Source organism: Streptomyces sp. NPDC102467 (assembly GCF_044765445.1).
GTDB lineage: Bacteria > Actinomycetota > Actinomycetes > Streptomycetales > Streptomycetaceae > Streptomyces.
In genome coordinates this window covers 35,107-54,667 of sequence record NZ_JBIWKA010000015.1, presented here as the reverse complement: position 1 = coordinate 54,667, position 19,561 = coordinate 35,107, and the positions used below count along the sequence as shown (strand labels likewise).

Annotated in this window: 22 protein-coding genes; 6 read left to right on the top strand and 16 right to left on the bottom strand. The window is 71.5% G+C overall.

The genetic code is table 11. The features are described 5' to 3' along the window. Positions 1–42: 42 nt before the first annotated feature. The 10 genes from ACIREE_RS29430 to ACIREE_RS29385 all read right to left on the bottom strand — a co-directional run bounded on the left by ACIREE_RS29430 (position 43) and on the right by ACIREE_RS29385 (position 11,743). Positions 43–1,437 carry an NADP-dependent succinic semialdehyde dehydrogenase gene (locus ACIREE_RS29430; protein ID WP_404158565.1) on the bottom strand — a complete coding sequence of 465 codons (1,395 nt, stop codon included), beginning with the start codon at positions 1,435–1,437 and terminating at the stop codon, positions 43–45. A 96-nt stretch (positions 1,438–1,533) separates the two neighbouring features. Next, on the bottom strand, positions 1,534–2,010 hold the full coding sequence (locus ACIREE_RS29425; protein WP_404158562.1) for an NUDIX domain-containing protein: 477 nt from the start codon (positions 2,008–2,010) through the stop codon (positions 1,534–1,536). A gap of 4 nt (positions 2,011–2,014) precedes the next feature. Beyond that, positions 2,015–2,662, bottom strand: coding sequence for a response regulator transcription factor (locus ACIREE_RS29420; protein WP_404158559.1), 648 nt, complete (start codon positions 2,660–2,662; stop codon positions 2,015–2,017). A 92-nt stretch (positions 2,663–2,754) separates the two neighbouring features. Further along, positions 2,755–4,044, bottom strand: a complete 1,290-nt coding sequence (locus tag ACIREE_RS29415) for a sensor histidine kinase (protein ID WP_404158556.1) — start codon at positions 4,042–4,044, stop codon at positions 2,755–2,757. 133 nt (positions 4,045–4,177) lie between these two features. Next, complete coding sequence (locus ACIREE_RS29410; RefSeq protein WP_404158553.1) at positions 4,178–4,705, bottom strand: GAF domain-containing protein; 528 nt, start codon at positions 4,703–4,705, stop codon at positions 4,178–4,180. A gap of 129 nt (positions 4,706–4,834) precedes the next feature. Next, on the bottom strand, positions 4,835–6,367 hold the full coding sequence (locus ACIREE_RS29405; RefSeq protein WP_404158551.1) for an MFS transporter: 1,533 nt from the start codon (positions 6,365–6,367) through the stop codon (positions 4,835–4,837). 140 nt (positions 6,368–6,507) lie between these two features. Beyond that, positions 6,508–7,794 (bottom strand): cation:proton antiporter, encoded by a 1,287-nt coding sequence (locus tag ACIREE_RS29400; protein ID WP_404158548.1) that lies wholly within the window; start codon positions 7,792–7,794, stop codon positions 6,508–6,510. A gap of 4 nt (positions 7,795–7,798) precedes the next feature. Further along, positions 7,799–8,269: a cation:proton antiporter regulatory subunit gene (locus ACIREE_RS29395; protein ID WP_404159086.1), complete on the bottom strand. Its 471-nt coding sequence runs from the start codon at positions 8,267–8,269 to the stop codon at positions 7,799–7,801. A 166-nt stretch (positions 8,270–8,435) separates the two neighbouring features. Further along, on the bottom strand, positions 8,436–9,992 hold the full coding sequence (locus ACIREE_RS29390) for an ATP-dependent DNA ligase (protein ID WP_404158545.1): 1,557 nt from the start codon (positions 9,990–9,992) through the stop codon (positions 8,436–8,438). 113 nt (positions 9,993–10,105) lie between these two features. Further along, positions 10,106–11,743 (bottom strand): sigma factor, encoded by a 1,638-nt coding sequence (locus tag ACIREE_RS29385; protein ID WP_404158542.1) that lies wholly within the window; start codon positions 11,741–11,743, stop codon positions 10,106–10,108. Between the two features lie 212 nt (positions 11,744–11,955). Here ACIREE_RS29385 and ACIREE_RS29380 point away from each other — a divergent pair, with 212 nt between their 5' ends. Together ACIREE_RS29380 and ACIREE_RS29375 are read left to right on the top strand one after the other, a co-directional pair. Then, a complete protein-coding gene (locus ACIREE_RS29380; protein ID WP_404158539.1) occupies positions 11,956–12,399 on the top strand; it encodes an SsgA family sporulation/cell division regulator in 444 nt (147 codons plus the stop codon). Positions 12,400–12,596: 197 nt separating this feature from the next. Next, positions 12,597–12,761 carry a hypothetical protein gene (locus ACIREE_RS29375; protein ID WP_404158536.1) on the top strand — a complete coding sequence of 55 codons (165 nt, stop codon included), beginning with the start codon at positions 12,597–12,599 and terminating at the stop codon, positions 12,759–12,761. A gap of 16 nt (positions 12,762–12,777) precedes the next feature. On the opposite strand, the gene ACIREE_RS29370 is transcribed toward ACIREE_RS29375, so the two are convergent. After that, the gene (locus tag ACIREE_RS29370) at positions 12,778–14,289 is read right to left on the bottom strand and encodes an MFS transporter (RefSeq protein ID WP_404158533.1); all 1,512 of its coding nucleotides are present in this window, start codon (positions 14,287–14,289) and stop codon (positions 12,778–12,780) included. Between the two features lie 45 nt (positions 14,290–14,334). Then, positions 14,335–14,883: a chloramphenicol phosphotransferase CPT family protein gene (locus tag ACIREE_RS29365; RefSeq protein WP_404158530.1), complete on the bottom strand. Its 549-nt coding sequence runs from the start codon at positions 14,881–14,883 to the stop codon at positions 14,335–14,337. A 69-nt stretch (positions 14,884–14,952) separates the two neighbouring features. On the opposite strand from ACIREE_RS29365, the gene ACIREE_RS29360 reads away from it, so the two are divergent. Beyond that, positions 14,953–15,504 (top strand): YciI family protein, encoded by a 552-nt coding sequence (locus tag ACIREE_RS29360; RefSeq protein WP_404158527.1) that lies wholly within the window; start codon positions 14,953–14,955, stop codon positions 15,502–15,504. Positions 15,505–15,559: 55 nt separating this feature from the next. Here ACIREE_RS29360 and ACIREE_RS29355 read toward each other — a convergent pair whose 3' ends face one another. Both ACIREE_RS29355 and ACIREE_RS29350 read right to left on the bottom strand, forming a co-directional pair. Beyond that, positions 15,560–16,249 (bottom strand): hypothetical protein, encoded by a 690-nt coding sequence (locus ACIREE_RS29355; protein ID WP_404158524.1) that lies wholly within the window; start codon positions 16,247–16,249, stop codon positions 15,560–15,562. Positions 16,250–16,290: 41 nt separating this feature from the next. Then, entirely contained in the window at positions 16,291–16,809 is a 519-nt protein-coding gene (locus ACIREE_RS29350) for a methanogen output domain 1-containing protein (RefSeq protein ID WP_404158521.1), read from the bottom strand. 160 nt (positions 16,810–16,969) lie between these two features. Between ACIREE_RS29350 and ACIREE_RS29345 the strand changes: the two genes are divergently transcribed. The 3 genes from ACIREE_RS29345 (at position 16,970) to ACIREE_RS29335 (ending at position 17,978) form a co-directional block, all read left to right on the top strand. Further along, positions 16,970–17,173 (top strand): hypothetical protein, encoded by a 204-nt coding sequence (locus tag ACIREE_RS29345; protein ID WP_404158518.1) that lies wholly within the window; start codon positions 16,970–16,972, stop codon positions 17,171–17,173. A gap of 10 nt (positions 17,174–17,183) precedes the next feature. Continuing rightward, positions 17,184–17,378, top strand: a complete 195-nt coding sequence (locus ACIREE_RS29340; RefSeq protein ID WP_404158515.1) for a hypothetical protein — start codon at positions 17,184–17,186, stop codon at positions 17,376–17,378. A 111-nt stretch (positions 17,379–17,489) separates the two neighbouring features. Further along, positions 17,490–17,978, top strand: a complete 489-nt coding sequence (locus ACIREE_RS29335; RefSeq protein ID WP_404158512.1) for a glutathione peroxidase — start codon at positions 17,490–17,492, stop codon at positions 17,976–17,978. Between the two features lie 68 nt (positions 17,979–18,046). On the opposite strand, the gene ACIREE_RS29330 is transcribed toward ACIREE_RS29335, so the two are convergent. Together ACIREE_RS29330 and ACIREE_RS29325 are read right to left on the bottom strand one after the other, a co-directional pair. Continuing rightward, on the bottom strand, positions 18,047–18,457 hold the full coding sequence (locus ACIREE_RS29330; protein ID WP_404158509.1) for a hypothetical protein: 411 nt from the start codon (positions 18,455–18,457) through the stop codon (positions 18,047–18,049). Positions 18,458–18,632: 175 nt separating this feature from the next. After that, the gene (locus tag ACIREE_RS29325) at positions 18,633–19,427 is read right to left on the bottom strand and encodes an ABC transporter permease (protein WP_404158506.1); all 795 of its coding nucleotides are present in this window, start codon (positions 19,425–19,427) and stop codon (positions 18,633–18,635) included. Positions 19,428–19,561: the final 134 nt, after the last annotated feature.

Genomic DNA, 19,561 nt, shown 5'->3' with positions numbered 1-19,561 from the left:
AGCGTTTTGATCGTTCTGCGGTAAGGGGTGCGCCGGGTCGGTTCAGGCCGCGACCCACACGGTGGTGATGTTGCAGAACTCCTTGATCCCGTGGCCCGCGAGCTCGCGCCCGTAACCGGACCGCTTGGCGCCGCCGAAGGGGAGCGCCGGGTGCGAGGCCGTCATGCCGTTCACAAATACCCCGCCCGCCCCGCTGTCCCGGGCGAACCGCTCGATCTCGTCCTCGTCACCGGTCCACAGGTTGGAACTCAGCCCGAACGGCGTGTCGTTCGCGACCTTGATCGCCTCGTCCAGGTCCGCGACCCGGTACACCGTCGCGACAGGACCGAACGTCTCCTCGCGGTGGATGCGCATCTCGGGCCTGATGTCGGCGAGCACCGTCGGCTCGTAGAACCAGCCGCGGTCCGCGAAGTCCTTCGGCCGCTGCCCGCCGCACAACACGGTGGCCCCGGACTCGACGGCGTCGTCGACCAGCTCCTCCAGGTCCTTCCTGCCCTGCTCGCTGGCGAGCGGACCGATGTCCGTCGACTCGTCGAGCGGATCGCCCACGCGCAGCGCCCGCATGCCCTCCACGAACGCGTCCCTGAACTCGGTGAAGACGTCCTCGTGCACGATGAACCGCTTCGCCGCGATGCACGACTGCCCGTTGTTCTGCGTACGGGCCGTCACCGCCGTCTTCGCGGCCTTGGCGACGTCCGCCGACGGCATGACCACGTACGGGTCGCTGCCGCCCAGCTCCAGGACCGTCTTCTTCACCTCGTCACCGGCGATCGAGGCGACGGACCGGCCGGCGGGCTCGCTCCCGGTGAGGGTCGCCGCCGCCACGCGTTCGTCGCGCAGGATGCCCTCGATCGCGCCGGAGCCGACCAGGAGCGTCTGGAAGCAGCCCTCGGGGAAACCGGCCCGGCGGAACAGGTCCTCCAGGTAGAGGGCGGTCTGCGGGACGTTCGACGCGTGCTTGAGCAGGCCCACGTTCCCGGCCATCAGGGCGGGCGCCGCGAAGCGGACGACCTGCCACAGCGGGAAGTTCCACGGCATCACCGCGAGGACCACGCCCAGCGGCCGGTAGCGCACGTGCGCGCGGGCCGCCCCGGAGTCCTTCACGTCCGCCTCCGCGGGGTGCTCGTCGGCCAGCAGATGCTGCGCGTTCTCCGCGTACCAGCGCATCGTCTTGGCGCACTTCTGCGCCTCGGCGCGGGCGGCCGCGACCGGCTTGCCCATCTCCGTCGTCATGACGCGCGCGATGTCCGGGGCGTCCGCGTCCAGTAGATCGGCGGCCTGCTGCAGCAGCCTGGCCCGGTCGAAGAACGTCGTCGTGCGGTACGTGTCGAACGTCCGGGCCGCCAGGGCCAGCTTCTGCTCGATGTCCTCGGGGGAGAGGGCGTCGTACGTCTTCAGTGTCTCGCCGTTCGCGGGGTTGACCGTCGCGATGGGCATGGGGGCGACCTCCTGTGCGCGGATCCTTCGACCTTCCCGCGCGGCGCGGGGCCGCGCAACGCGGGGGGTACCTCCGCGTACCCGGACAAGCCACGGTCAGACCTGCTCGGCGAGCCGGTCCAGGAACACCGACTGCGCCTTGACCACGGCCGCCCGCGCCGCGTCCAGGCCGAACCACGCCACCCGGTCCAGCTCGGGGAACTCGGCGATCCGGCCCGAGCCGCGCGGCCACTCCATCGTGAAGGTGCCCGCCACCATGTCCGCCGGATCGAGATCGGCCTCCACCGCCCACACCGTGACGTGCTTGCCGCCGGACTGCACCGTGTCGCCGAGCGGCAGCGGCGTCCCGTCCGGCGCGGGCAGGCCCAGCTCCTCGCGGAACTCGCGCCGCGCCGCGTCCCAGGGCGCCTCGTCCGCCCCGTACTCGCCCTTCGGGACGCTCCACGCGCCCGCGTCCTTGCGCGCCCAGAACGGGCCGCCCATGTGACCGAGCAGCACCTCGGGCCCGTCAGGAGTGCGGCGGAAGAGGAGCAGCCCCGCACTGCGTCTCGTTCGCTTCGTCGCGTCGGCCATGCCCTCAGTCTCGGTGCAGATACCGGATGACCGCGAGTACGCGGCGGTTCCGGTCCTCGGACACGGGCAGGCCGAGCTTGCCGAAGATCGCCGCCACGTGCTTCTCCACGGTGCCCGCGGAGACGTGCAGCGACTGGGCGATCGCGGCGTTCGAGCGGCCCTCGGCCATCAGGGTCAGTACGACCCGCTCCCGGCCGGTGAGCGAGGCCAGTTCCTCGGTGCGCCGGCCCGCCCCGGCGAGCTGTGTCACCACCTCCGGGTCCAGGGCCGTCCCGCCCGACGCGACCCGCGAGAGCGCGTCGGTGAACTCGGCGACGTTCGAGACCCGCTCCTTCAGCAGATACCCGACGCCCGCCGAGCCCTCGGCCAGCAGACGGGTGGCGTACTTCGTCTCGACGTACTGGGAGAAGAGGAGCACGCCGGTGCCGGGGTGTTCCCGCCGGATGTCGATCGCGGCACGCAGTCCGTCGTCGGTGTGCGTCGGGGGCATGCGGATGTCCACGACGGTCACGTCGGGCCGGTGTGCGGCCACCGCTTCGCGGAAGGCGTCCGCGTCGGCCACGGTGGCGCAGACCTCGTGGCCGCGCATGGTGAGCATCTGGGCGAGCAGCTCGCGCAGGATGGCGGCGTCCTCGGCGATCACTACGCGCATGGGTGCAGCCTTTCACGTGTGCGGGCCCGCGTTCGAGCTCAGGCCTCGGGGCTCCGCCCCGGACCCCGCTCCTCGATCGCCGGAGGGGCTGATCATGCGTGCGGCGGCAACCGCACGGTCACCGATGTCGGCCCGCCCGTGGGACTGGCCACCTCCAGCACCCCGTCCACCGTCCGCACCCGCCGCACCAGCCCCGCAAGCCCCCCGTCCGAGACGATGTGCGCGCCGCCCCGCCCGTCATCGGACACCCGTAACCTCAACGTCCCGCCCCCAGTGGACAGTTCGACGCGGCAGCGCCCCGCCGCGCTGTGCTTGATGACATTGGCCAGCAGCTCCGCCGTGCAGAAATACGCGAGGGACTCGATCGCCGGGGTCGGCCGTACGGGGACGTCCACGGTCACCTCGACCGGCAGTGCGGACCGCGCCGCGAGTGTCGTGAGGGCGTCGGCGAGACCGCCGTCGAGGGCCGCCGGATGCAGGCCCCGCGACAGGTCACGCAGCTCGGTCAGCGCCTCCGAGGCGTTGTCCCGGGCCGACTCCACCAGGCGGCGCAGCTCCGGCCGGTCCCGGTCGTCGAGCTGTTCGCGGACCATGTCCAGGCTCATCGCCAGTGCGACGAGGCGGACCTGGGCTCCGTCGTGCAGATCGCGCTCCAGGCGGCGCAACCGCTCGTTCGCCTCGTCCACGGCGAGCGCCCGCGTCTCCTCCAAGTCCCTTACGCGATCGGCCATGTGATCGGGCCCGAGCAGTCCACGTACGAGACGACGGTCCACGGCGACGATCCCGCGGGTCAGCCACGGAGCGGCCACGAGGATCACGCATCCCGCCATCGTCGTGCCCAACGAGGCCCCAAAAGAGTGCAGTTGCGGGGAGCCGCCCCACGGCAGCGGTGTCACGAGGTTCAGGTCGTCCGGCGTGAACGCCCAGCGCACCGGCGCGATCAGGTTCACCGCGCCGACCGCCCACCACGACAGTGCGTAGAGGCTCACCATCGCCAGCGGCAGCTTCGCCATGATGTACGCCACGGCTCGCCACGCCGCTGCGTCCCGCAGCCGTGCCTCCGCGCGCGCGACGAAGCCGCCGACCGCCCGCCGCCCGCTCGGAGTCGTGACCTGCTCGCCCAACAGGCCTACGGCCAGGCGCCGTTGGAGTGCGCCCAGGGCGCGGGCGAGGCCGAGCCCGCCCATCAGGAACAGGACGCCGAGCACCGCCCCGATCAGCGTCAGTGTGAGCGCCGCGCCGAGGGCCAGAGCGACCACCACGAGCAGGAACCCCGCGACCGCGGGAACGTAGGACAGGAGGCTGTACGCCGCCTCCGTCCACGCCCGCCGCATCGGGGGAGCCCGCAGGATCGTGCGGACGACGGTCGACCGATCACGCATGACGGCATCACGACTTCCTGGTTCCGGCGCGCGTTGTGTGTGATCCACATGGTTCACGCTACGAGCGGGGGCCAGGCCGCGGAACGAGGTTGTCCTCCGAACCGGCTGGGGGAAAACCCCCAGCCGGGGCCGGTCAGAAGAGAGTGCGGGGCAGGATGCCGAGTGCGGTGGCATCCGCCAGGTGCTGGCCCAGGCGCAGTTGCAGCGCTCCGGGCGGGCCGGATCGTTCGGAGAGCAGGCTGAGCGAGCCGACCGCCATCTCCGTCGTGCGCAGCGGCACCGCCACCACGCAGGCGAAGCCGAGCGAGCGCGCCATCGCCGTGTACGACGGCCAGTTGGCCCGCGCGTAGGGATGTGCCAGAGGCACGCCACGGATGGGCTGCGCCGAGGCCCGGCAGTCCGCGCCGGGGCCCTCGCCCCAGGACAGCGAGGCCCGCTCAAGGCGCAGGCCCCGATCGTCCGACGCGGCCATCTCGACCCGCCCCGTCGGCGGCTTGAACACGGCCGACGCCGAGGGCACCCCGAGCAGCGATATACAGCTCCCGACCAGGGCCGCCAAGGCCGGCGCACCACCCCGCGCGGCGGCCTCCGCCACGTCGACGAACGCCGTCGCGAGCCGTTCGCTGTCCACCTGGTACGCCTCGTACGGCACGCCGCGCATGGCTGATCCCCCTCGCTCCCCGCCCCTGACCCGTCACCCCGCACAGGCGCCTCCGCCCGCCCGGCGCACGGCCGGGCGGGCGGACTTTGCAGAAGGGGTATGCCCCCTGGATGGCTGATCCGAACCGGATCAGACGTGCACGGCGTCATCGGCCGCGGCCGACTTCGGTACACCCGGCCGGTACAGCACCAGCGTCACCACGAAGCCGACCGCGAAGAACAGCGCCGACCACCAGAACGCGGTCGAGTAGCTCTCCATCGAGGCCTGTGCCTGCACCAGCGGCGAGGGCCGCTTGCCGACGAGGTAGTTCGTGGCGGCGCCCGTCGCGAGCGAGTTCAGCAGCGCCGTGCCGATCGAACCGCCCACCTGCTGGCTGGTGTTGACCATCGCGGAGGCGACACCCGCGTCGTGCGCGGCGACCCCTGCCGTGGCCAGGTTCATCGCCGTCGCGAAGATCAGTCCGAGTCCGAGACCGGCGACGAGCAGCGGCGGCAGCACGTGGGCCGCGTAACTGCTGTGCAGATCGAGCGCGGTCAGCCATCCCATGCCCACGGCGGAGAGGGCCATACCGAGCGGCACGATCGGTTTCGGCCCCAGCTTGGGGACCAGATAGTTCGTCGTGACGACCGAGGAGAACACCATGCAGGCCACCATCGGCAGGAACGCCACACCGGTGATCACCGGCGAGTACGCGAGGATCTGCTGCAGGTAGTACGTCAGGAACAGGAACACACCGAACATGCCCGCGCCGGAGATGAACATCGCGAGGTACGACGCCCCGCGGTCCCGGTCCAGGATCACGCGCAGCGGCAGCAGCGGATGCGGCGCCCGCATCTGCCACCAGGCGAACGCGACGAGCAGCAGTACGCCGATGACGAGGAAGCCCCACGTCAGGAAATCGCCCCAGGCGTGCGACTCGGCGTTCGAGAACCCGTAGACGATGCAGAACAGGCCGACCGAGACCAGCACCGTGCCGGGCACGTCCAGCTTCGGCCGGTCCGTGGGCCGGCCGCCGTGCAGCAGCCGTATCCCGCCGAGGATCGCGACCACCGCGAACAGCAGGTTCACGTACAGGCACCAGCGCCAGTCCAGGTACTCGGTCAGCACACCGCCCAGCAGCAGGCCGACCGCGCCGCCCGCGCCCGCGATGGCGCCGTAGATGCCGAACGCCTTCGCGCGCTCGCGCGGGTCGGTGAACGTCGTCGTCAGCAGCGACAGCGCGGCTGGTGCGAGCAGCGCGCCGAACACACCCTGCAGCGCCCGCGCGAACACCAGCATTCCGAAACTCGTCGCCGCGCCGCCCAGTGCCGAGGCCGCCGCGAAGCCGATCAGACCGGCGATGAACACGGTCCTGCGGCCCACCAGGTCGGCGACGCGGCCGCCGAGCAGCAGGAGGCTGCCGAACGCGAGCGCGTACGCGGTGACGATCCACTGGCGGTTGCCGTCGCTGAAGCCGAGATCCTTCTGCGCGGAGGGCAGCGCGATGTTCACGATCGTCGCGTCGAGGACGACCATCAGCTGAGCGATGCCGATGACGGCGAGGATCAGCCATCGGTGCTCATGGTTCCCACCGCCCGTGTACGGCACCGCGCCGCCCTCGGGTGGCGTGGTGCGTATGCCGGGCTCGGACGATGCCGCGGCGGAGTCGGACGAGCGATCCATGGTGGCCTCCAGACGCCCAGGTGCACCCCCCTGATCAAGCTCCTCCACCACGCTAAGCGCCGGGCTCACGGACGGCGACCGGGGAGGGAACGGCAGCGTTCACCGCTCCGGTCACCGTCCGTGAGCCCGGCCTCGCACGCTCAGCCGATCCGCTTGTCCACCTTCGCGGAGTCGACCTGCTCGGGGTCGACCTGCGCGGAATCCACCTGCGCGGAGTCCTCCGACGCGCGGGGCCCCGGCACCGAGACCGCCGCGGCCGCGGTCTCCTGCGTACGCCGGGCGAGCAGCCGCTGGGCCAGTGGCTGGGTGTACCGGGCGGTGAGCGGTCCCACGATCACCAGGATCAGCACGTACGCGGTCGCCAGCGGCCCGAGTCGCGGCTCGATCCCGGACGTCACCGCGAGCCCCGCGATCACGATGGAGAACTCCCCGCGCGCGACCAGCGCGCCGCCGGCCCGCCAGCGCCCCTTCAGCGAGACCCCGGCCCGGCGTGCGGCCCAGTACCCGGTGAAGATCTTCGTGCAGGCCGTGACCACGGCCAGCAGCAGTGCGGGCAGCAGCACCGGCGGAATGCTCGCCGGATCGGTGTGCAGCCCGAAGAAGACGAAGAACACCGCGGCGAACAGGTCCCGCAGCGGCGAGAGCAGCGTGTGCGTGCCCTCGGCGACCTCGCCGGACAGGGCGATGCCGACGAGGAACGCGCCGACGGCGGCGGACACCTGGAGCTGCTGCGCGATTCCGGCGACCAGGATCGTCAGACCGAGCACGACCAGGAGCAGCTTCTCCGGGTCGTCGTTCGACACGAACCGGGATATGTGCCGTCCGTAGCGCACCGCCACGAACAGGACGAGCCCGGCCGCACCCAGCGCGATCGCCAGCGTGAGCCCGCCCGCGGCCCAGCCGACCCCGGCGAGCAGCGCGGTGATGATCGGCAGATACACGGCCATCGCCAGGTCCTCCAGGACCAGGATGCTGAGGATGACCGGCGTCTCCCGGTTGCCGAGCCGCCCGAGGTCGCCGAGCACCTTGGCGATCACGCCCGACGACGAGATCCAGGTGACACCGGCGAGCACGACGGCCGCGACCGGGCCCCAGCCCATCAGCAGCGCGGCGGCCGCGCCCGGCAGCGCGTTGAACGTCATGTCGACGAGCCCCGCCGGGTACTGCGTCTTCAGATTGCTGACGAGATCGCTCGCCGTGTACTCCAGGCCGAGCATCAACAGCAGCAGGATCACGCCTATTTCGGCGCCGATCGCGACGAACTCCTCGCTCGCGCCGAGCGGCAGCAGACCGCCCTCGCCGAACGCGAGTCCCGCGAGGAGGTAGAGCGGGATGGGCGAGAAGCTCATCCGCCCGGCGAGCCGGCCCAGCAGGCCGAGCGCCAGGATGATCGCCCCGAACTCGATGAGAAAGACAGCGGAATGCATCCGATCACTCCCGACCCAGGATCGCGGCCGCGGCCTCGACGCCCTCGCGGGTGCCGATCACGATGACCGTGTCGCCGCCCGCGAGCCGGAAGTCCGGCGTCGGCGACGGGATCGCGTCGGCCCGGCGCAGCACGGCGACGATCGACGCGCCCGTCTCGGTACGCATGTGCGTCTCCCCGAGCAGCCGGCCGTTCCAGTGCGACACGGCCGGTATCTCGATGCGCTCGGCGACCAGGCCCAGGTCGGTGGTGTGCAGCAGGTTCGGGCTGTGGTGCGAGGGCATCAACGCATCGATGAGATACGCCGCCTCGCCCGAGGACAGCTTCAGCGACAGGGCACAGGCGTCCGGGTCATCGGCCTGGTACGCGCTGAGCGTGCGGCCCCCGTCCCGGTGCGCGACGACCGACAGTTGGCGTTGTTCTCGCGTGGTGAGGTCGTAGCGGAATCCGATCCCCGGCAATGGCGTCCTGCTCAGGCGTGAAGCGGGCACGTCTCTCCCCTTGTCCGTGCATGTCCGGGCTGCGGTCCCGGTGGCCGTTAGGTGGCTGATGCATCTTTCGATGCAAGTGTCACCTTATACGGTTCATGTTTTGGCAAAGAAACTGTCAGCTGTCGAGGGCCGGGTGTACGGCCGGTGCACGTCAGCCGCCGAGGGTCGGGTGCGCCGCCAGGACCGTCTCCACGGTGTCGGCCTGCTCCGGCGTCTTGTCCTCCCGATAGCGCACCACGCGCGCGAATCGCAACGTCACGCCCGCCGGATACCGCGTCGACCTTTGCAGACCGTCGTACGCGATCTCCACGACCAGCTCGGGCCGCACCGTCACCACGTGCCCGTCGTCACCTACCGCCAGCTCCCGCAGCCGCTCCGTCTGCCAGGCGAGCAGCGCGTCGGTGAGCCCCTTGAACGTCTTGCCGAGCATCGCGAAGGTGCCGTCGCCGCGCCGCGCGCCCAGGTGCAGGTTGGACAGTTTCCCCGTGCGCCGCCCGTGCCCCCACTCGGCGGCGAGCACCACCAGATCGAGCGTGTGCACCGGCTTCACCTTCAGCCAGGACGCGCCCCGCCGCCCCGCGCTGTACGGGGCTTCGAGGCCCTTGACGACGACACCCTCGTGCCCGCGATCGAGTGTCGCGGCGAAGAAGTCCTGCGCCGCCGCCCGCTGCTCCGCCTCGGCGGGGCCCTCGACCACCGTCCGCCGCACCCGCATCGGCTCCGGCACGAGCCGGGTGAGGCGCTCGTGCCGCTGGGCGAACGGCAGCGAGAGCAGATCGTGCCCGTCGGCATACAACACGTCGAAGAAGACCGCCGATACGGGCACCGCTTCGGCGGCCCGCGCCACGTCCACCCGGGACCCGACCCGCCCGGCGACCTCCTGGAACGCCCGCGGCCGCCCCGCGTCGTCCAGCGCGATGACCTCGCCGTCCAGAATGAACTGCTCGCTCTCCAACTCCCTTGCTGCCGCCGTCACTTCGGGCAGCCGATCGGTGATGTCGTCGAGCGTGCGGGTGAAGATGTGGACCTCGTCCCCGTCCCGGTGCACCTGGACGCGGATGCCGTCGAGCTTCTCCTCCACCGCGCACGGTCCCAGCTTGGCGAGCTTCTCCAGCGCCTCGCCGACCGAGCCCGCGGAGTGCGCCAGCATCGGCTGCACGGGGTGCCGCACGGTGAGCCGGAACTCCTCGAGAGCGGCCGGGCCCCCGGCGAGCAGCGCCTGCGCGACCGGCTGCAACCCGCCCGCCAGCATCACCGCACGCCGTACGTCCACCGGCGGCGCGTCGGTCGCTCGGGCGAGCCCTTCCAGCGCGACCGCATCCAGAGCGCCCTGGCGTACCTCGCCGGTCACGAGCCCGACCAGGAAACGCTGCTCGTCCTCCGTCGCGGCCGCCATCAACTCACCTACCAGGCGCCGCCGTTCGGCCTGTGATCCGGCGCCGGCCACATCGCCGAGGACGGTCAGCGCCGCGTCGACGTCCCGCACGCTCAGCCGCGGCTCGGCGGCCGGCTCCACGTGCTCGCTCAGCACCCGCCACCCGATGCCGAGCCGCCCCTGGGGGAGGCGTCCCGCCAGGTAGGGGATGACGATCGGCACGTCGTCCGGGTCCGCGTCCCGGAACAGCTCCGCGAGCAGTTCGATCTTCCGGGACCGCGCCGAGGTGGCGGCGACCTCCTGGGACACCTGAGCGAGCCGGGCGAAGAGCATGCAGCCATGGTGCAACGTGTGGTCGCCCGGCGCACCAGTAGGGCCCTGCGGCGGGCGGGGGTGCGGGGGTGCGGGGGTGCGTGGGTGGTTTTGGTTGTGCGGGGTGACCGGGATCAGCCGACGTAGCAGATGTAGATCGGACCGAGCCAAGGCGCGCAGGTTGCGGTGGGTCCAGTGGGTCCAGTGGGTCCGGTGGGTTCGGCTGGTGCGGTGGGCTCAGAAGGCGTCGTGGGCTCAGCGGGCTTAGTGGGCTGGGCGGGCTGAGTGGGTTCGCCGGGTCCAGGGGCCCCAGGGTCGGTGGTCTCGGCCGGGGTCGTCGGTGTCGTCGGTGTCGCCGGTGTCGTCGGGCTCGGCGGGGCGCCGGTCCCGGGCGTCGCCGGCCGGGCCCGGGAGGGAGGGGCCGATGGAGTGTCCGGCGCCTCCGGCGTGACCGGAGCCTCGGGCGTCGTCGGCCGCGGGGGAGCGGCCGGGGCCTTCGGCTGGGCCGGCAGGGTGGGCGTCGCGGGCGCGGCGGGCCGCCGGGTCTGGTTCTTGGCCGGTGCGGACGGTTGCGCCGGCGCCTTCGGGGCGCTCGGCGCCGTAGGTCGCTGCTGCTTCTGCTCTCGCTCTTGCCCCTGCTGAGGCTTGGGCGCAACTGGCTTATCTGAAGGGGGAGTTGACGGGCCGGGCAGCTGCGCCGCTCGCGGGGCCGGGGTCGGTGTGCCGCCCCGTTCGGTGTGTGCGTCGCCGATCGCCGCAGCGGACCGCGGCGGAGGCACCGCGTCCTCGGGCCCGGCGAGCACGAGCCCGGCCGCGACCGCCGCTCCCGCCACCGAGACCCCGAGTACGCCGGCCACCGCTGCCGGAGCCTTGGATCCACCGGCCAGCACGTGCCGCATCCCGTGCAGCACGCCCGACCCGTGCGCGCCGGACACGCCGCCGACTCCCGCACCAGCCCCGGCGGCGAGCGGCAGCAGGAACTTGCCCGCGCCGCCGAGTACGAAGATCAGGAGCGCCGGGCCCACCAGGGCCGGCAGCCGGGTGTTGGCGCGCAGCAGGATCGCGAGCCGGGCCCGGCAGTCGTCGCAGGTGTCGACGTGGGCGAGGAGTTTCTCGGACTGCCGCGCGGACGCGGCGTCACGCACGTGCGCGGGCATGCGATCCCAGTGCGCCTCGCAGGCCGGATCCTCGGGTGTGCCGGGGTGGGCCCGCAGAAATGCCTGGCGCATCCCTTCCCGCGCGCGATGCAGCAGGACGGCCGTGGCCCCGCTGCCCGCGCCGATCCGCCGGCCCACCGCCTCCAGCGGCTGTCCCTCCGCCTCGGCCAGCCACAGCGCTTTCACCCAGCGCTCGGGCAACTGCCCGAGCACCCGGGTCAGCAGATCCACGCTTGCGACCCGGGAGGCCGGGTCCTGATCCCCGTATGCACCCTCCCCGTAGGCGCTCTCCCCGTATGCACTCTCGTATGCGCCGGAGGCCACTTGTGCCGCCTCGACTCCCGTGTGGGGATCCAGCGGGGTCTCCCGTGCGGCTCCGCGCCCGGCCGTGGCCGCGAGATGGCGCACCGTCGTCGTCAGATAGGCGGCCACGTTGTCGATGGTGTGCCCGGCGGAGAGTCGTCGCCACACCCGGAAGTGCGCCTCGGCCACGAGATCGTCGGCGAGCCAGGGGCTTCCCGTCAGCGAGCGGGCGTACGCGACAAGGCGCGGCTGCTCGGCTTCGTAGACACGGGCGTACTCGGATATCGGCGCGGCGGCGGGGCCGTCGGTCATGGCAGGGATCTTCCGTCCGACGTCGGCAGAGGGGCCCGACTGCGGATCGGGCGGCATATTTGAACGTTAAGCCACAAATGTCGGATTATGAAGAGGTGAGAAGATGAGTGGCGTAGGTCACACGGACCTTTTCTGGCTTTGCCGTAATGCGTCGCCCCGCTGTCGCGTCGAACAGGCATCAGGAACCACGCAGCGCAGAAAGGGAGCCTGCCATGCCGACCACGCTGCCCGTCACCCTCGAACAGCCTGTACGGGCCCGTCTCGTCACCGCCGAAGGGCGTGGCGGCCCCGAGCGCGCCGTCACCGTCACCCTTTGCTATGCCTCTGCCGACCCGCTCGCGATTCGGTTGGCCTTTCCCGCCGCGGTCACCCTGGCCGGGGTCGAGGTCGCGTGGTCCTTCGCCCGCGCCCTCCTCGACGAGGGGCTGCGCGCGCCCACCGGAGCCGGGGACGTACATGTCTGGCCGTGCGGCAGGGCCCGTACCGTCGTGGAACTGCACGCGCCGGAAGGGATGGCCGTCGTCCAGTTCGACACCTCGGCCCTGCGCCGGTTCCTGCAGCGCTCGTACGCCCTTGTGCCGGCCGGTGACGAGGACGTGACCGCCGTCGTCGACCGCGCGCTGGCCGCGCTCTTCGGCCGCCCGCAACGCCCGTGAGTCCGCAACGCCCGTGAGTCCGCAACGCCCGTGAGTTCGCAACGCCCGTGAGTTCGCAACGCCCGTGAGTGCGCCACGTCCGTGAGTTCGCCATGTCCGTGGGTCCGGAACGCCCCCTATGTGTGGCCGACCGTCCGTCGCCGCGCGTAAGCTGACGTCCTCGCTCGGCCAACGCCGGGCGACCATGGAGGTGCAGCATGGCTCCCTTCGTTCTTCTCTTCCTCATCGCGGTCGCCCTGGGAATCGTCGGGATCGTCGCCAAGGGACTCTTCTGGCTCTTCATCGTGGGCCTGGTCGTCCTCGTCGTCGATTTCGCGTGGTTCGGATCGCGCCTGCGTCAGCGGGTCGGCCGAAGGTCCTGAGGTCAGACGCCAGGGTTCACCGGCCGTCGCCGGGCTCCAACGCCGGTGCGCCGACCCCGAGATGGGAGCGGCACTGGGGCCGGGGAGCCTCGGCGAGGCGAGGGCGGACATGCCGCGGCCGCACGAACAGCGCGGCCGCCGCGGCCGCCAGGACGAACAACAGGGCACACCCGTAAGCCGCGCGGTGGAACGAGGTGTTCACGGCGGCGGGCCGCGTGTAGGCCGCGCCCGACAACCCCACGGCCAGCGGCAGTCCGGCGACGACCAGCAGCTGCGCCACCCGCGCCGCCGTGTTGTTCACCCCGCTCGCGAGCCCGGCGTGCTCCGGGTCCACCGACGCCAGTACGGTCGCGGTCAGCGGAGCCACGAACAGGCTCATCCCGAGGCCCAGCACCGCGACAGCGGGCAGCACATCGGCGACATACGAGGAATCCGGCCCGACCCGCAGCATCAGCAACGCCCCGGCCGCGGCGATGACCGGGCCGATCACGAGAGGCGGCGTCGGCCCGACCCGCCGTGCCAGATCGCCGGCGCGGGCGGACAGCAACAGCATCAGCGCGGTCACCGGGAGTGTCGCCGTCCCCGCCTGCAACGCGTCGTAGCCCAGGGTGATCTGCAGCTGGACCGGCAACAGGAACAGGATCCCGCCGATCCCCGCGTACAGGCACAGCGTCATCCCGTTCGCCGCGCTGAACAGCCGCGACGCGAACAACGACGGCGGCAGCATCGGCGCCGCCCGCCGCCGCTCGACGCGCACGAACGCGACACCCGCGGCGACGCCGACGGCCGCGGGCAGGCCGGTGGACACGGCGGAGGCGCCGCCGGACGACCCGATCAGCGCATAGCTCACCCCGGCCAGACACACCGCGGCGAGCACGGCGCCGAGCTGGTCGAACGGGGTGTCTGCGGCCGAGGCGTCCCGGCTCTCGGGCACGAACCGCAGCGCGAGCGCCAGCACGATCGCGGCCATCGGCACGTTGATGAGAAAGATCCACCGCCACCCCGGGCCGTCGATCAGCCAGCCGCCGAGGAACGGCCCGAGCGCCCCGGCCACCCCGGTCAGCCCTGACCACGCACCCACCGCCCGCGACTGATCATCGGGGTGGAACGCCGACCGCACCAACGCCAGTGAACCCGGTGTCAGCAACGCCCCGCCGACCCCCTGCAAGGCCCGCGCCGCGATCAAGGTCCCCTCGTTCGGGGCGAATCCGCACAGCGCCGACGCGACCGCGAACCACACCACACCGAGCACCAGCGTGCGCCGCCGCCCGATCCGGTCGCCCAGCGCACCGCCCCACAACAACAACGCCGACAGCGTCAGCATGTAGGCATTGACGACCCATTGCAGCACGGACAACGACGCATCGAGGTCCCGCCCGATGGTCGGCAGCGCGACGTTCACGACCGTGCCGTCGAGCATCGCCATTCCGGACGCCAGCACCACGCACGTCAGAATCCACCGCCCACGCGCCGACGAGAGCCGAACGCCCGGGGCGGCGTCAGGACCAGGGTGCGCCGTCGCAGCCATCGGGCACATTCTCGTGCACGACCGGCAGAGGCGCGAGCCGCTTTCCTACCCGTTCTCCCGGAGCCGCATGAACGCGGTCGGGGTGGGGCGGGCCGGGAGAAAGCCCTTGATCCGCTCGGCGCAGGCGCGGGGATCCGCCGCGCCGGTGTCGCACTCCAGGTCGTAGTCGCCGTGCCGGTGCACCAGTTCGTACTGGTGCGCGGCGAGGCCCTGCGGGCGGTCGCCCCGCGCCTGTTCCCGGCGGACCAGTTCGTCGAGCGGGCAGTGGACGCCGACGAACAACACGTCCTCGCCGGGCAGCACCGCCAGGCAGTCGAGCAGCCGCCACGGCTCGCTGAGCACGTGGTCGACGACGACGTCGTTGCCCACCTCGGCCATGGCCGCGATCGAACGGTGGAAACCCATCCGGGTCAGGCGCAGGGCGGTGTCGAGCTCCTCCGGGCCGAGCTCTCGCCGGGTGCGCATCGCGCCGAAACTGTCCACCGCCATGTGGAAGAAGACACCGTCGTCCAGGATGTCCAGCAACTCCCGGGCAATGCTCGACTTTCCCGAACTGGACGTCCCGTTGAGGAAGATGATGCGGCCGCCAGTCATACCGGCATGATCACATGCTGCGAGATGTCGAGGGAGGTCCGAGAAACCTCCAGGGGAGAGTGCAGCGCCATGGAGTTCTTCTGCTACCACCGTGACCGGCCGGGTTCCCTCGCCTTGCGCGAGGAACTTCTGGAGGACCACTGGTCCTACATGGACCGGTACGCGCGGGAGTTGATCGCTCGCGGCCCGACCTTCGCCGCGGACGGCGAGACTCCTACCGGCAGCGTCCACATCGTCGACCTGCCGGATCCCGCGGCCGCCCGCGCGTTCGCCTTCGACGAACCCAACTACCAGGCCGGCGTCTACCAGGACGTGCTGCTGCGCCGCTGGCGCAACACGCTGGGACGAACCATGTGGGACTTCCCCGGCGGACCGGCCGACGGCGACCGCTACCTGGTGCTCGGCCTCGGCTCGGGCCCGGCCGCCGACCTCGACGTGCCGTCGGACCGCGGTGACGACCTGATCGCGTACGGCCCGCTGGTCTCCGACGACGACGCCACCTGGCTGGGTACGGCGGCGCTCCTCAGAGCCCCGGACCGGGACGCGGCGCGCGCCGTCCTGACCGCGGACCGGTACGCCGGGATCGAGATCCATGACTGGGAGCCCGGCGGGAGGCGATAGCGAACCCTCGTGATGCGAGGACGCGTCCGACCTGTGCCGGCCGCCCGTACGCCGTCTATACGTTCCTGAGCGCACCGCTGATCAGCGTGGTCACCGACTCCAGATGGTCCGCCGGGGGCAGGCCGTCCGTGGTGAGGGCGAGGGTGGCGTGCGGGGGGATGGAGATGAGGAGCTGGGCCGGGTTGCGGGGCGGAGGGCCGAGGTGGAGGTCGGCTGTCGCGCAGCCGAGGACCGAGGCCACATGTTGGGCGACCAGTCGGACGACGTCGGCGGCCGTGGCGGCCGTGCTGGTCGCCACGACGAGGGCGTGCAAGTGGTCGAGTCTGGCGTGGGCCGCGGCCAGCGACGAGGTGAGGGCGAGGCGGTCCTCCGTGGCGCGGAAGCGGAGGCTGCGCTCCCGTTCCAGGGCGTTCACACGCTCTTTGAGGGTGAGGAAGCGGTCGCCGGGGTCGATGCGGACGGCGCGCAGGTGGACGGCGGGCGTGGGCACCCATTGGGCCCGGGCACCGAAACAGCGGGAACGTACCCGGGTGCCGTCGAAACCGTGCAGGGTGAGGCCGGCCGGGGTCGGATTGCTGGTGCGCAGCCACTGCCGGACGAACAGGGCGACGTCGTCGCCGGGTTCGGAGACGAGGTTGCTCAGCGTCGGACCCTCCCTGACGCCCGGCAGCAGCCGAACCGCCGCGGGGTTCGCGGCCAGCACCTGGGTGTCGGCGGCGACGAGCAGCACGGGTTCCGTGAGCATGCCGGTGATCTGGCGGAACAGTCTGAGCGACTCGGCGCAGATCACAGAAATTCGCCGTAGTACTCACGCCCCGCGTCCTGGCCCGGTTCCGAGGGGGGACGCAGATGGACGACGACGCGACAGCCCACGTCCCAGCGGGCGATGGTCTTGTCCAGCTCCACGCGCGCGTAGCCGAGGTTCTCCGCGGCGATCGTTCCGAAGAGGTTCGACGTCATCATGCACATCGAGGGGCGGCCCACGACCTTCTCACCGAACGGGCACACCCGGTTGCCCAGCACGATGCGCTGGTCGTTCTCCTCGATGACGAAGAAGGCGCCGCCGAGGCGCTTCTTGAGATCGACCATGACTTTCGCGACCTGTTCCCGGTCGAAACGGTCCACCGAAAGCGCCTTGGTGTACTGGCGGTTGATGTCGTCGCCGATGGTCTGGCTGACGAGGCTGACGTATCCCGCGGCCTCCTCCAGACCGACCACGTCCTCCAGGACGCGCGCCAGTTCGCGGATCAGGCTGCGCATGAAGACGTCGCGGTCAAGGGCGATGGGTGCTTCGGACGGTTCCACTCGAGACCCCCTCGCGGCGGCCGCCCGACCTGGGGGCGCCCACCTTGTGTCACTGCATCATTGCGTAACGTGACGAATGATGGAGACGCTTTCGGCACACCGCGCCACCTCTGGGAGCGCCGCTTGCGCCTGAAATCGAACATGCGATCTAATCCCGGTTATGCGGCACACCATCACCGATGACCTCGTACAGACACGGCAGGAATGGACCGAGACCTACCGGGAGCTGGCCGAGCATCCCGGCCGCACGGCTCTGCGCCGCCGTCTGCTGCACCTCTCCCGCGTACTGGCCGGTGAGCGGCTGACCCCGGCGGCCGAGGCGGAACTGCGGCTTCGGGCGCGACAGAGCGAGAGAAGGCCGTGACGTGGTAGTCGTGCACCGCCCGTCCCCGAGCGGCGGGCGCAGCGTCACGGTCGGCAACACCACCCTCGGACTCGCGCACTCCGACGCGGACGTCGTCGAGTTCCTGCGCCGCGCGGGCCTGGAGAACGCGGAGGACATCGTGCTCGGGGACTCCCCGCACATCGAGTGGCGCGGCGGGCCCGCCCACGAGTACGGGTCTTCCTGAGCTCACACCCGGCCCGGCCGGGCCGGGCCCCCGCACGAGCCCGGTCGCAGGACATGCGCACAATGGGCCGATCGACAGCACTTCGTGAGCACCGCATACGCAAGGAGTTTCATGTCTGTCCTCGACACCGAGATCGCCGCTCTCGCCGGCGGCCCCGCCGACCTCACCCAGCACAAGGGCAAGGCCGTACTGATCGTCAACGTCGCCTCCAAGTGCGGCCTGACCCCGCAGTACGCCGCTTTGGAGGAGCTCCAGAAGCGGTACGCCGACCGCGGCTTCACGGTGCTGGGCGTGCCGTGCAACCAGTTCATGGGCCAGGAGCCCGGGACCGCCGACGAGATCGCCGAGTTCTGCTCGGCGACGTACGGCGTGACGTTCCCGATGACGGAGAAGGCCGACGTCAACGGGGCGGACCGGCACCCGCTCTATGACCAGCTGGTCGCCACTCCCGACGCCGAGGGGTACACCGGTGACGTGCGCTGGAACTTCGAGAAGTTCCTCGTCGCCCCCGACGCGACCATCAAGGCGCGCTTCTCTCCGCAGACCGAGCCCGACGCCGACGAGGTCACCACCGCCATCGAGGCCGTCCTCCCTCGCTGACGACGACGGCCCCGGTGGCGGGCCAGGGCCCGCCACCGGGGCCGGAGGCGCAGGGGCCCTTCTGGTCCCTAGGGTCGCAGCGCCTCCAGGACCTCGCGGCATGCGGTGGCCGCGTGGTCCGTGGCCTGCGAGCAGAGGCGGCAGTGTTCGTGTTGCGCGGCGTGCCGGCTGCACAGCTCGTGGCTGCGCTCGCAGGCGAGGGCGCACGCCTGCAACTGCGTCGCCAACAGGGCGGGGTCGGCGTCGGTCCCCCGGGTCAGGACCCGCCGGGTGGCGGACGCCACGTCGGCGCAGTCCAGGTCCCGGTTGATGGAGACGCGGAGTTCGTCGGCCTCCTTTTCGGCGAGCATCCCTGTAGCGCAGGCGGTGACGGCTTGTTCGCACGTCGAGAGGGCGTCGGCGGTCGCGGCCAGGATCTGGTTGTCGAGGTGGTCTGCCCGGGAGGCAAGGCTGTCGAACAACTCACGTGTCTGGAGCATCGTGTCTCCAACGGAGCGGTCAGCGGTTGCGGGATGGGTTCGTGGTTGCGGGATGGGTTCGTGGGTGAGTGATGGGGTCGTGGATTTCTGGGCCTTCGACGCTAGTCCTGGCATCGCGGACAGTGAAGGGCGGACACGGGCCATCCCCGTGCGCCGTCGCCTGGTGTGCAGTGGCTCAGCGGGCGGGGCGGTGCAGGTGTCCCCTCGCCACCAGCTCGACCGTCGTCGCCACCGCGATCGCCTGGACGGCCATGAGGGCCACGAGGACGAAGAGCTGGACCACGCCTGCCATCACCGGGGACGCGCCGCCCAGGAGCATGCCGACGAACGCGCCGGGCAGGGTGACCAGGCCGACCGTACGGGTCTGGTCGAGGCCGGGGAGCAGGGCGTCGGACGCGGCGGGGCGGGCTATCTCCAGGCGGGCGTCGTGGGGGAGCAGGCCGAGGGCCAGACAGGCTTCCACCTCGCCGTGGCGCGCGGTGAGCTCGTCCAGGGCGCGTCGGCCCGCGAGGACGGTCGCCGTGAGCGCACCGCCTATGAGAATGCCGGTGACCGGGATCAGCGCGATGCCGCGCGGCGGCAGCAGGCCCGACGCGACGAGCGCGCCGACGATCGGGGCCACCGGCGCGGCGATCGGCAGAGCCGCCCATATCCAGCTGCGATCCGGGGTGATGCGGCGGCCCGCCGTGCGCGCCGCCACGCAGAACATGAGGAGGACGAACCCGAGCAGCGCCGCCCCGTGCCGGACCACCCAGCCGATCACCAGGGAGACCGCGCCGAGTTGGACCGTCGCGCGAAGGCCCGCCACCGAGATGTCCCTGGCCCGGCGCCACGAGGCGTCGGGCGCGAGTCGGAACACCGCCGCCACGGACGCGGCGAGAAGCAACAGCACGACGAGCGTGACCGTGAGGACACCGTTGACGGGCAGGAGGGGGGACGCCGCCACCGGTCGAGCAGGGAGATCAGGCATCCCGGCAGCCTAGAACGCTCCGACCTGGGCACCGGTGCTGTTCCAGGCCGCGCGCGTGCGCGACGATGGGTGCGCTGTACAGCGCGGAGAACAGCGTAGAGACAGCGCAGAGAACAGCGTAGAGAGACGACGCC

What these genes read in the sequence shown, in the direction of transcription:
- ACIREE_RS29430 (WP_404158565.1), bottom strand. Translation starts at nt 1,437, where the DNA reads ATGCCCATCGCGACGGTCAACCCCGCGAACGGCGAGACACTGAAGACG.
- ACIREE_RS29425 (WP_404158562.1), bottom strand. Translation starts at nt 2,010, where the DNA reads ATGGCCGACGCGACGAAGCGAACGAGACGCAGTGCGGGGCTGCTCCTC.
- ACIREE_RS29420 (WP_404158559.1), bottom strand. Translation starts at nt 2,662, where the DNA reads ATGCGCGTAGTGATCGCCGAGGACGCCGCCATCCTGCGCGAGCTGCTC.
- ACIREE_RS29415 (WP_404158556.1), bottom strand. Translation starts at nt 4,044, where the DNA reads ATGCGTGATCGGTCGACCGTCGTCCGCACGATCCTGCGGGCTCCCCCG.
- ACIREE_RS29410 (WP_404158553.1), bottom strand. Translation starts at nt 4,705, where the DNA reads ATGCGCGGCGTGCCGTACGAGGCGTACCAGGTGGACAGCGAACGGCTC.
- ACIREE_RS29405 (WP_404158551.1), bottom strand. Translation starts at nt 6,367, where the DNA reads ATGGATCGCTCGTCCGACTCCGCCGCGGCATCGTCCGAGCCCGGCATA.
- ACIREE_RS29400 (WP_404158548.1), bottom strand. Translation starts at nt 7,794, where the DNA reads ATGCATTCCGCTGTCTTTCTCATCGAGTTCGGGGCGATCATCCTGGCG.
- ACIREE_RS29390 (WP_404158545.1), bottom strand. Translation starts at nt 9,992, where the DNA reads ATGCTCTTCGCCCGGCTCGCTCAGGTGTCCCAGGAGGTCGCCGCCACC.
- ACIREE_RS29385 (WP_404158542.1), bottom strand. Translation starts at nt 11,743, where the DNA reads ATGACCGACGGCCCCGCCGCCGCGCCGATATCCGAGTACGCCCGTGTC.
- ACIREE_RS29380 (WP_404158539.1), top strand. Translation starts at nt 11,956, where the DNA reads ATGCCGACCACGCTGCCCGTCACCCTCGAACAGCCTGTACGGGCCCGT.
- ACIREE_RS29375 (WP_404158536.1), top strand. Translation starts at nt 12,597, where the DNA reads ATGGCTCCCTTCGTTCTTCTCTTCCTCATCGCGGTCGCCCTGGGAATC.
- ACIREE_RS29370 (WP_404158533.1), bottom strand. Translation starts at nt 14,289, where the DNA reads ATGGCTGCGACGGCGCACCCTGGTCCTGACGCCGCCCCGGGCGTTCGG.
- ACIREE_RS29365 (WP_404158530.1), bottom strand. Translation starts at nt 14,883, where the DNA reads ATGACTGGCGGCCGCATCATCTTCCTCAACGGGACGTCCAGTTCGGGA.
- ACIREE_RS29360 (WP_404158527.1), top strand. Translation starts at nt 14,953, where the DNA reads ATGGAGTTCTTCTGCTACCACCGTGACCGGCCGGGTTCCCTCGCCTTG.
- ACIREE_RS29355 (WP_404158524.1), bottom strand. Translation starts at nt 16,249, where the DNA reads ATGCTCACGGAACCCGTGCTGCTCGTCGCCGCCGACACCCAGGTGCTG.
- ACIREE_RS29345 (WP_404158518.1), top strand. Translation starts at nt 16,970, where the DNA reads ATGCGGCACACCATCACCGATGACCTCGTACAGACACGGCAGGAATGG.
- ACIREE_RS29335 (WP_404158512.1), top strand. Translation starts at nt 17,490, where the DNA reads ATGTCTGTCCTCGACACCGAGATCGCCGCTCTCGCCGGCGGCCCCGCC.
- ACIREE_RS29330 (WP_404158509.1), bottom strand. Translation starts at nt 18,457, where the DNA reads ATGCTCCAGACACGTGAGTTGTTCGACAGCCTTGCCTCCCGGGCAGAC.
- ACIREE_RS29325 (WP_404158506.1), bottom strand. Translation starts at nt 19,427, where the DNA reads ATGCCTGATCTCCCTGCTCGACCGGTGGCGGCGTCCCCCCTCCTGCCC.